At 66.7% G+C, this 9,399-nt stretch carries 10 protein-coding genes and 1 pseudogene; 6 read left to right on the top strand and 5 right to left on the bottom strand.

What is annotated here, in order from left to right; translation table 11 throughout:
• Positions 1 to 209: 209 nt before the first annotated feature.
• Positions 210 to 449: a zf-HC2 domain-containing protein gene (locus tag F3J14_RS31550; protein WP_166726261.1), complete on the bottom strand. Its 240-nt coding sequence runs from the start codon at positions 447 to 449 to the stop codon at positions 210 to 212.
• Complete coding sequence (locus tag F3J14_RS31545; RefSeq protein ID WP_006751665.1) at positions 430 to 1,026, bottom strand: RNA polymerase factor sigma-70; 597 nt, start codon at positions 1,024 to 1,026, stop codon at positions 430 to 432. Before F3J14_RS31545 ends, F3J14_RS31550 begins: the two co-directional genes overlap by 20 nt.
• A gap of 366 nt (positions 1,027 to 1,392) precedes the next feature.
• On the opposite strand from F3J14_RS31545, the gene F3J14_RS31540 reads away from it, so the two are divergent.
• The gene (locus F3J14_RS31540) at positions 1,393 to 1,947 is read left to right on the top strand and encodes an NAD(P)H-dependent oxidoreductase (protein ID WP_166726260.1); all 555 of its coding nucleotides are present in this window, start codon (positions 1,393 to 1,395) and stop codon (positions 1,945 to 1,947) included.
• A 45-nt stretch (positions 1,948 to 1,992) separates the two neighbouring features.
• Here the strand turns inward: F3J14_RS31540 and F3J14_RS31535 are convergent, their stop codons facing one another.
• Positions 1,993 to 4,233: a hybrid sensor histidine kinase/response regulator gene (locus tag F3J14_RS31535; protein WP_166726259.1), complete on the bottom strand. Its 2,241-nt coding sequence runs from the start codon at positions 4,231 to 4,233 to the stop codon at positions 1,993 to 1,995.
• Between the two features lie 466 nt (positions 4,234 to 4,699).
• On the opposite strand from F3J14_RS31535, the gene F3J14_RS31530 reads away from it, so the two are divergent.
• Genes F3J14_RS31530 through F3J14_RS31520 form a run of 3 tightly spaced genes read left to right on the top strand, consistent with a single transcriptional unit; the run spans position 4,700 to position 6,646 of the window.
• Positions 4,700 to 5,068: a response regulator gene (locus F3J14_RS31530; RefSeq protein ID WP_006751668.1), complete on the top strand. Its 369-nt coding sequence runs from the start codon at positions 4,700 to 4,702 to the stop codon at positions 5,066 to 5,068.
• A complete protein-coding gene (locus F3J14_RS31525) occupies positions 5,061 to 5,687 on the top strand; it encodes a chemotaxis protein CheC (protein WP_166726258.1) in 627 nt (208 codons plus the stop codon). The genes F3J14_RS31530 and F3J14_RS31525 overlap by 8 nt, the downstream gene beginning before the upstream one ends.
• Positions 5,684 to 6,646 carry a diguanylate cyclase gene (locus F3J14_RS31520; RefSeq protein WP_166726257.1) on the top strand — a complete coding sequence of 321 codons (963 nt, stop codon included), beginning with the start codon at positions 5,684 to 5,686 and terminating at the stop codon, positions 6,644 to 6,646. The genes F3J14_RS31525 and F3J14_RS31520 overlap by 4 nt, the downstream gene beginning before the upstream one ends.
• Before the next feature lie 44 nt (positions 6,647 to 6,690).
• On the opposite strand, the gene F3J14_RS31515 is transcribed toward F3J14_RS31520, so the two are convergent.
• The gene (locus F3J14_RS31515) at positions 6,691 to 7,575 is read right to left on the bottom strand and encodes an alpha/beta fold hydrolase (RefSeq protein ID WP_166726256.1); all 885 of its coding nucleotides are present in this window, start codon (positions 7,573 to 7,575) and stop codon (positions 6,691 to 6,693) included.
• A 218-nt stretch (positions 7,576 to 7,793) separates the two neighbouring features.
• Here F3J14_RS31515 and F3J14_RS31510 point away from each other — a divergent pair, with 218 nt between their 5' ends.
• Positions 7,794 to 8,126, top strand: coding sequence for a hypothetical protein (locus tag F3J14_RS31510; RefSeq protein WP_166726255.1), 333 nt, complete (start codon positions 7,794 to 7,796; stop codon positions 8,124 to 8,126).
• Between the two features lie 260 nt (positions 8,127 to 8,386).
• Positions 8,387 to 9,235, top strand: a complete 849-nt coding sequence (gene hpnD, locus F3J14_RS31505) for a presqualene diphosphate synthase HpnD (protein WP_006751673.1) — start codon at positions 8,387 to 8,389, stop codon at positions 9,233 to 9,235.
• Positions 9,236 to 9,253: 18 nt separating this feature from the next.
• Here the strand turns inward: hpnD and F3J14_RS35935 are convergent.
• Positions 9,254 to 9,399: pseudogene (locus F3J14_RS35935) on the bottom strand (MFS transporter); the annotation flags it as partial.

The following is a 9,399-nucleotide window of genomic DNA, read 5'->3' as shown; positions in this document are numbered from 1 at the left end:
CGAGCGACCCGAGCGACCCGAGCGACCCGAGCGACCCGAGCGACCCGAGCGACCCGAGCGACCCGAGCGACCCGAGCGACCCGAGCGACCCGAGCGACCCGAGCGACCCGAGCGACCCGAGCGACCCGAGCGACCTCCCGTGTCAACCCATCAATGTCGACAAGAACGTCCCCCGCAGCCGCCGCAACGCGGACACAGACACAGCCGACTCACTCCCGACCGTCTCCCGACGACGACCCAACCCGATCATCGCCCGCCGCATCCCCCGCACCGCGCCCCGCCGCCGCCTGCGCCGCCGTCCGCAGCACCGCGATCTGCCCGCGATACGCCCGGCATCCGCTGCAAGCCGGAAGATGGACGCGCACCTGCAGGCGCTCATGCAGCGTCAAGGACCGGTCGAGCGCATCCGACAGCAGTCGCGTCACGTCCCTACATTTCCCCAGCAGCATCTTCGGTCGTCAGTCCTTTTTCGCTGAGGCAGGTGCGCAGGCGCGTGCGCGCCCGATACAGCAGCACGCTGCAATGGTTTGTCGTCAACGTCAGTTCGGTGCAGATGTCGTTGATCTCGACATCGAGGAATTCGCGCATCATGAATACGCGCCCGATGTGTTCCGGCAGATGGTCGAGGCAGACCTGGAACAGCGTCCAGAACTGCTGTTGCTGCAATAGCGTCTCGGGGCGCGGCCACGGCCGCGGCTTCGTATGCGCGGCCCAGTGCCCGTTTTCCTTGAACAGCTCGCGATCGAGCGCGGATTCGCCGTCGAGCTCCGCATCGAGCGCGGACAGGCTCACCGTCCGCTGCCGCGCGCGCAGGATGTCGATCAGCTTGTTGCGCAGGATCCCGAACACCCAGGTCTTGTGTGCGGACCGTCCCGCGAACTCGCCCGCATGCGACCACGCGGCGGTCAGCGCTTCCTGCACGGCATCCTCGGCCGCATCGGCATCGCGTAGCTGGAGTCGCGCGAAGCGCAGCAGGTCGCGCCGCAGTTGCGTGAGATAGGGAGGATCGTCGTACGCGGACGGCATGGCGGGTCGGGAGCCTTACGAAGCGGAAGCAATCGCGTGCGCCGCCGGGCGGGCGCGTTGCGAGCAGCTTACTGGGCGCGACGCCGTGCTGCAACGCATGTTCCGTCACGATTTCATGAAGCCCGCTGACGCGCTGCGCTATGCTTGCCGGAACCTTGCATCGCGTGGCGCGAAATCGTGATGCGGGCGGTTTGTAACATCAGACCATAACGGTCGAGTTATCCACAATTTCTGTGGAAAACCTTGTGGAAAGTCGGCCGGTCGGCCCCGTGGGACGGTTCGCGGGCTGGCTTGCCTATAAACAGACATTTGTCGCCTGTTTCGAATCAATCGATCCGATTTCTCACTCACCGGAAGGAGAAAGTCATGTCCTATCGTGTTGCCGTCGTCGTCGGCAGTCTGCGTCGCGGTTCCTGGAATCGCGCGCTCGCGCACGCCGTGATCTCGCTCGCCCCCGCCGATTTCTCGTTCGAATTCGTCGAGATCGGCGAGCTGCCGCTGTACAGCCAGGACTACGACGCGGATTTTCCGGAAGTCGCGAAGCACTTCAAGGAGTCGATCGAAGCGGCCGACGCGCTGCTGTTCGTCACGCCCGAGTACAACCGCTCGATTCCGGGCGTGCTGAAGAACGCGATCGACTGGGGCTCGCGCCCGTGGGGGCACAACTCGTGGTCCGGCAAGCCGGGCGCCGTGCTCGGCACGTCGCCCGGTGCGGTCGGCACCGCGCTCGCGCAGCAGCACCTGCGCAACGTGCTCGCGTATCTCGACGTGAAGACGCTCGCGCAGCCGGAAATGTTCATCAAGCATGACCCGGCGCGCATCGACGACCAGGGCCAGATCGTCAGCGAGGACACCCGCAAATTCCTGCAGGGCTTCGTCGACCGCTACGTCGACTGGGTGCGCATGCTGAAGGCCGCCTGATCGCCGCACCTTTCGCGCTGCCGGCACCGGCCCGCGTGCCGCGGGTCAGGTGTTGGTGTGCCGCGCATCGCGCGCTTCACGGATGCCGAGCAGGATCTCGTCGAGCAGCGCGATGTCGAACGGCTTCGACAGCACACGCACGTTGACGGTGCGCGTGCGGTCGAGTTCCTCCGCGTAACCCGTGACCAGGATCACGGGCAGCTTCCCCGGCCGCTTGTCGATCGCTTCGGCGAGATCGATGCCGTTCAGGCGGCCCGGCATGTGGATATCCGAGATGACCAGGTCGAACGCGTCGTTCGCGGCCGCACCCTCGATCAGGCGCAGCGCGTCGTCGGCGGTGGGCGCATAGGTGACGCGGTGCCCGAGCAGCGTGAGCAGTGCTTCGGTGCCGGCCGCGACTTCGCTGTTGTCTTCGACCAGCAGCACGTGCAGGCCCGCGAGCGCGCCCGTGTCGTGCGCGACGGTCGGCGGCCGCACGACGATGTCCTCGACGCGTGCGCGCGGCAGGTAGAGGCGCACCGACGTCCCGGCGCCGACCGCGCTGTCGATCGTCGCCAGGCCGCCCGAGCGCTCGCAGAACGCGAACACCTGCGGCAGCCCGAGCCCGGTTCCCATCCCCTGCGCCTTCGTCGTGAACAGCGGCTCGAACGCGCGCGCGAGCACCTCGGGCGCCATGCCCGAGCCGGTATCGTCGAGCGAGATCTGCACGAAGTCGCCGGTCAGAGGAAAGCCGTCCTCGCGGCGCAGCGTCACGTTGCGCGCGCCGACCGTGAAGCGGCCGCCGATCGTCATCGCATCGCGCGCGTTGACGGCGAGATTGATCACCGCGAGTTCGAGCTCGGCGACATCGACCCGGATCGGCCACACACCCGGTTCGATCGCGACGACCAGCGACGACTTCGAACCGAGCGACGTCTTCAGCAGTTCGCGGCACGTGCCGACCCATTGGCCGATGTCGATCGTCTCGTTGTGCAGCGGCTGCTTGCGCGCGACGCCGAGCAACTGGCGCGTGAGCGACTGGCCGTTCTTCAGCGCGCGTTCGATCGCGCCGAGTTCCTTGTCGAGATGCTGGACGCCGCGCCGCCGCGCGATCTGCACGTTGCTCGAGATGATCATCAGCAGGTTGTTGAAATCGTGCGCGACGCTGCCGACCAGGTTGCCGAGCGCCTGCATCTTGCGCGACTGCCGGTACGCGGATTCGATCGAGCGCCGCATCGACGCTTCCGCCTGCCAGCGATCCCAGGCCTCCTCTTCCGCCTTCAGCCGTTTCAGCGACAGCCAGATCACCGACCACAGCGCGATCGACGGCGCGAACATCGAGATGAACAGCACGCTCAAGTGTTCGTACCATTCGCGCCGGATGGCCGACGTGCGGTATGCGCAGGTCACGTACACGGGATAGCTGCCGACCTGGCGGTACGCGACGATCTCGCTGGCGCCGTCGTGGCGCACGCGCACGATGCCCGCGCGCGGATCGTTGCGTTCGTTGCCGAACGTGGTCGTGAGATCGGTGTGCGCGAGCGACGGCGGCGGCGGATACGACGCGATCACCGCGCCGTCGGAGCGCGCGAGCGCCATCGTCATCGGCGTGGCCGCGCCGCCGAGGAGCTCGCGGTAGAACGAATTGAAGTACGACGATTTCAGCGCGATCGACACCATCCCGGCGAACGAGCCGTCGCTATGCCGTCGCGCGACGCCCGTGTTGAACACGGGGATGTTCTCGAGCTTGAGCGGCCCCATCATCAGCCGCGAGATATGTTCGATGACCTTGCCGTCGCGAATGCCGGCGAAGTCGTCGCGATTTGCGATCGACGCATAGGGCGCCGGATAGTAGAGGCTGTTCGCGAGCAACATGCCGCTCGCGCCGAAGATCGACACCGCGGCCACCTGCGGATAGCCGCCGCCGATCGTGTTCAGCGCTTCGTGGATGTCGGATTCCTGGCGGCGCACGGCGACGTCGTCCATGTCCTGCACGAGGTCGACGATGCGCGCATCGAGCGTCTCGGTCAGGTCGAACACCTTGAGCGCATGCTCCTCGGCGACACGCACGGTGCGCATCGTCACGTCGCTCGCCGCGGCTTCGCGTGCCTTCAGGTCGTTGTACGCCATGACCGACACGTAGATGCACGGCAGCACGATCGCCGCGACCAGCAGCACGATCAGCGTCACGCGCCGCACCGCGAAATCGTGCTCGGGCGCCCCAGCCGAATAGCTGCCGCCATCCTGCCAGTCGTCGGCAGGCGTGGAGGCGGGCGGATGGGAGTCGGCGGGACGTTTGGACGTCATTGAAGAAAGCGGGTCAAGCTGCGGTGTTCAATCATAAACGAGTTGCGCCCGCCCGCCGTACCCGGCGCAGTGGGGCAACCTGGTGATTCCGACAGGGGTAAAGCGAAAGATTGAAAACGCTATGAATCCGGCAGCGCAAACGTACACAAAGAAAAATTTTGCGTGCTTATCTCAAAAATGGTCGCGGCTGTTTTCGGAATACCGGGGGATTGGATCGATTTTGTTCGAAATGGTGAATATGGCGAGTTGCACCGCCTCCGGTTTACTCAGAGAATCGCGCCTTGCTTTCCCTATGACAGATATATGCGCCCGCCGGCGTTTGCGGTGCGGTATGTCGCGTGCCTCGTGCGCGGCGCCCGCGCGCGGCTGCACGGTGGCTGCCAGCGCCTGATTGCATGGCGCCTCAAGAAGCGCGCCGCGCGGTCGTTAACGCGAGAGAGACCATTCCGAATACCGCTTCGCTGCCATGCCTTTGCCGATCGTGATCGCCGACGACTCTTTGCTCGCTCGCAAACTTCTGACAAAGGCACTGCCGGGAGACTGGGACGTCGATGTCGCGTATGCGGCGAATGGTCGCGAGGCGCTGGCGCTCTATCGTGACGGCAAAGCTTCCGTAATGTTTCTGGACCTGACGATGCCCGACTTGAACGGCTATCAGGTGCTGGAGACACTGCGCCACGAAGATCTGAACACGTTCGTGATCGTGGTATCCGCCGATATCCAGCCGCAGGCGCAAGCACGCGTGCGCGAGTTGGGCGCGATCGCATTCGTTGCCAAGCCCGTGACGTCGGAGGCGTTGCTGCCCATTCTCAAGGAGTATGGGTTGTATGCCTGAATCGGTGTTCACGGCGGAGCAACGCGACGCGTTGCAGGAAATCGCCAACCTCGCGATGGGCCGCGCCGCCGCACGGCTCGCGCTGCTGCTCGGACATTTCATCGAATTGTCGGTACCGCGCGTGCGCGTCGTGAAGGCCGCCGATGCGGGCGACGCGCTGCGCGAGATGACGGGCATCCGCGAGAACGTGACGGCCGTTCGCCAGGGCTTCCGTTCCGACATCAAGGGCGAGGCGATCGTGCTGTGCCGCAGCGCGGGCGTCGCGCGGCTCATGTCGCTGATGGACCGCACGTTCGGCGACGGCGTGTATGCCGGCATGGCGACGCAGGACGAGATCGTGTTCGATGTCGCGAACGTGCTGATGAGCGCGTGCGTCTCGTCGATCCTCGACGAGCTCGGCCGCAAGCCCGTGTTTTTCCCGCCGGGGCTGCTCGGCGCGAACGTGTCGTTCGACGACGTGTTCCAGCCGAACGCGCTCGCATGGAGCGTCGCGCTGCTGCTCGAAGTGAATTTCGGACTCGAGGATCACGCGTTCCGCGCACATTTCGTGATGCTGATGGCCGAGGATTCGATCCGGCTCATGGGCGACGCACTCGACGCATTGCTGTCCGCGCTATGACCGCTATTACTACCCGCCCCACCACCGCCACCACCGCATCGTTGAGCGACCTCGTGATCGAACGGGTGGGCTTCGGCCTGTTCGTGCTCGACCGCTCGATGACCGTGCTGATGTGGAATCGCTTCATGCAGGATCACACCGGCATCCCGGCTGCCGACGTGATCGGCCGCAACCTGTTCGACCGCTTCCCGGAGCTGCCGCGCGCGTGGCTCGAACGCAAACTGGAGAGCGTGTTCCAGCTCGGCAGCTTCGCGTTCAGCTCGTGGGAGCAGCGGCCCTACCTGTTTCGCTTCGAGCACGACCGGCCGATCACCGGCGGCGTCGACTACATGCAGCAGGACTGCACGTTCATGCCGCTCACGCGCGGCCGCGAAGTCGAGGCCGTCTGCGTGACGATCTCGGACGTCACGCACGTGAGCGTGATGCAGCGCGAGCGCGAGGAAGCGGTCGCGAAGCTGCGCGAGCATGCGAATCGCGACGGCCTAACCGGCATCGCGAACCGGCGCTTCTTCGAAGCGCGGCTCGGCGACGAGTTCGCGCGCTGGCAGCGCTACGGCGGCGACCTGTCGATGCTGCTGTTCGACCTCGACCACTTCAAGACGATCAACGACCGGTTCGGGCATGCGGCCGGCGATGCGGTATTGCGCGAGACGGCGCGCCGCGTCGCGTCGATCGTGCGCGCGCAGGATACGTTCGGCCGCTTCGGCGGCGAGGAATTCGCGCTGCTGCTGCCGTGCACGAATCTCGACGAGGCGATGCGGGTGGCCGACAAGGTGCGCGACGCGATCGGCAGCACGCCGGTCGACGCGGAAGGCGTCAGCGTGCCGGTGACGGCGAGCGTCGGCGGCGCGTGCGCGACGGTGGGCGCGACAGCGCCCGACGTGCTCGTCAACGAGGCCGACACCGCGCTCTATCGCGCGAAGCGGCTCGGACGCGACCGGTCGATCGCGTACACGTGAGCGCCGCGTGACCGTTACGTCGCCTTGCCGGCGCAGCGCGCCGTTCAGCTTTTCGCGATATCCACGAGCACGGCCGCCAGCACGGCCGGCTGCGACACGAACGGCGAATGGCTGCTGTCGAGCTGGTGCACGTGCGTCGGGTTGCCGGGCACGAACGCGTCGGCTTCGTCGATGAAGCGCTGCTGCAGCGCGGGCAGGATCACGCGATCCTCCAGGCACTTGATGTAGTGACGGTCGATCGCCCCCCAGCGCGCGGCGGTCGTCGGGATCGCGGTCGCGAACGGCGCGGCCGGCACGTCGCAGGTCATCAGGTTCGCCATCGCCTCGAAGTCGGCCTGCGCCGCGTCGTCGTACAGCGCGCGCTTCGCCAGCGCGCGATACGCGGCGTCGCCGCTGCGCGGATCGATCCGCAGCGCGCCGGCGACGCGCGGGCTCGCGAGCATCAGGGAGGCCAGCATTTCACCCTTGTTCTCGGGCGCGCGCACGTAGTCGAGGCCCGGCACGCCCGACGCGGGCATGAACGCGGCGAGATAGACGATCTTCGCGATCTTCTCTGGCGCGCGTTCCGCCGCGGCCGTGATCGCGAGGCCACCCATGCTGTGGCCGACGAGCACGACCTTGCCGTGGCCGAGCGCGTACGCGTCGTCGACGGCCTGCATCACCTGCGTTGCGTAATCGTCGAGCGTGGTATTCGCGACCGGCGACGGTTCGGCGCCGAAGGCGTCCTTGTCGAGCGGCCGTGCGAGATAGGACGCGGGGAAGCGGGCGTTGACGCCGTGTGCGGGCAGGTCGCGCGCGATCGACAGGTAGCCGCGCTCGGCCAGCGCGGCCGCGACGTGCGCATAGCACCACGCACCGTGCCACGCGCCGTGCACCAGCACGAAAACGGGATGGTCGGATGGCGCGGTGGCGGTTACGTTCGTCTCCATGGTGTCCGTCTTTTTCGAGAAAGATGTTCATCTTAGACGAAGCCGCCTCGTCGAAACCGCGCGCGGCGAAGTGGGCACGCGCGGGCCGCCCGCGCGGGTATTCGCACCGGTCGCCGCGACGAGGCCCTTTTGTCTCGTACAGGCCACATTTCGTTCCGATCTGATTTGAATTTGCACCGAAGCGCGCTAATTTGGCGCTTTGCTTCCGATGGCGCCCCATGAACGTCGACTACCTTTTCTACCGGCGGCCTGACAAACCTGGCCCCTATTCTCTCGACGATCTGGGCGAGATCGCGCCGCCGATCGGCCCGAGCGACGTGGTGCGCGCGGGCATCACCCGCGTGTTCGACCAGCTCGACTGGCACGAGTCGCCCGACGTCCCGGGCGCGTGGTTCGGCACCGGAGGCCCGTCGTTCCAGTTCACGGCGGAGCCCGACGGCTGCGTGACGAGCTTCATGGGCTCGCGGCTCGAACGCCGCTCGGTGCTGCAGCTGACCCGCGAAATGGGGCTCATCGCGCTCGATCTGCAGCGCGACATCGTCTACGGCTGACGCGCGACGCGACGCCGTTCCCCGCCGGGGCCGGCCGCGTTAGCTCCCGCCGGCCTTTGCGCGGCCCGCCGGGCGCGGCACGGGTCCGCCATCGAACTTCAAAGATTGCTATACTTTCGCCCAATTCCGGCTTCCGGCCGGTAATTTGTGCCTGTCTGCGTCGATCGTTCGCATATCTCGCACGCATTTGACGCCCTGACCAACCCAGCCGGGCATGGCTTCTTCAATCGCCCCGCGTGGGCGTCTCCGTGGAGCTCGTCTTGGCCGTTTCCAATCTCGTCGTGGACGAACAAGAAACCGACGCCGCTGCCGTCACATCGGGCAGTTCTTTCTATTTAGCGATGCGCATCCTGCCGGCGGTGCAGCGCGACGCGATGTTCCAGGTCTACGCGTTCTGCCGCGCGGTCGACGACATCGCCGACAGCGACCTGCCGCGCGCCGAGCGCAACGCGGGCCTCGATCGCTGGCGCGCGGACATCGACGCGTGCTTCGCCGGTCAGCCGCCGCGCCATCTGGTCGCGCTCGAACGCGAGATCCGCGCGTTCGACCTGAAGCGCGAGGATTTCCACGCGATGATCGACGGAATGGCGATGGACGCCGCCGAAGACATCTGCGCGCCGGACGAACCGACGCTCGACCTGTTTTGCGATCGCGTGGCGAGCGCGGCCGGCCGTCTGTCGGTGAGGATTTTCGGGATCCCGGAAGCGGAAGGCATCGCGCTGTCGCACCACCTCGGCCGCGCCCTGCAGCTGACGAACATCCTGCGCGACATCGACGACGACGCGGCCATCAACCGCTGCTACCTGCCGCGCGAGCTGCTCGCGCGCGAAGGCATCGCGATCACCGATCCGGCGACGATCGTGCGCGACCCGGCGCTGCCGCGCGTCTGCGCGACGCTCGTCGAGCGCGCGCTCGAGCATTTCCGCGCGGCGGACGCCGTGATGGATACCTGCACGCGTGCGCAGGTGAAGGCGCCGCGCATCATGTCGGGCGCGTATCGCTGCATTCTGGAGGCCGCGATCGCGCGCGGCTTCGCCGCTCCGCGCGCGCCGCTGCGCAAGCCGAAGGCGCGCATGCTGATGATCGCCGCGCGTTACGCGCTGTTCTGAGCCGATGCCCAGAACCGTCCACGTGATCGGTGCAGGACTCGCGTGCAGGTCGGTCGCGAGGCTCGACAGCGATACGTTGACGATCGTCGCGTCGAGTTGCGACAGCAGGCTGCCGAGCGTCGCGACCGCGCCGACTTTCCAGATCGACGGATCGAGCCGGGCGG

The organism is Burkholderia sp. Tr-862, assembly GCF_011753085.1.
In the GTDB taxonomy this organism is placed as follows: Bacteria; Pseudomonadota; Gammaproteobacteria; order Burkholderiales; family Burkholderiaceae; genus Burkholderia; species Burkholderia ambifaria.
Note: the sequence above shows the minus strand (reverse complement) of the source record. Positions and strands in the feature narration are given on the sequence as shown.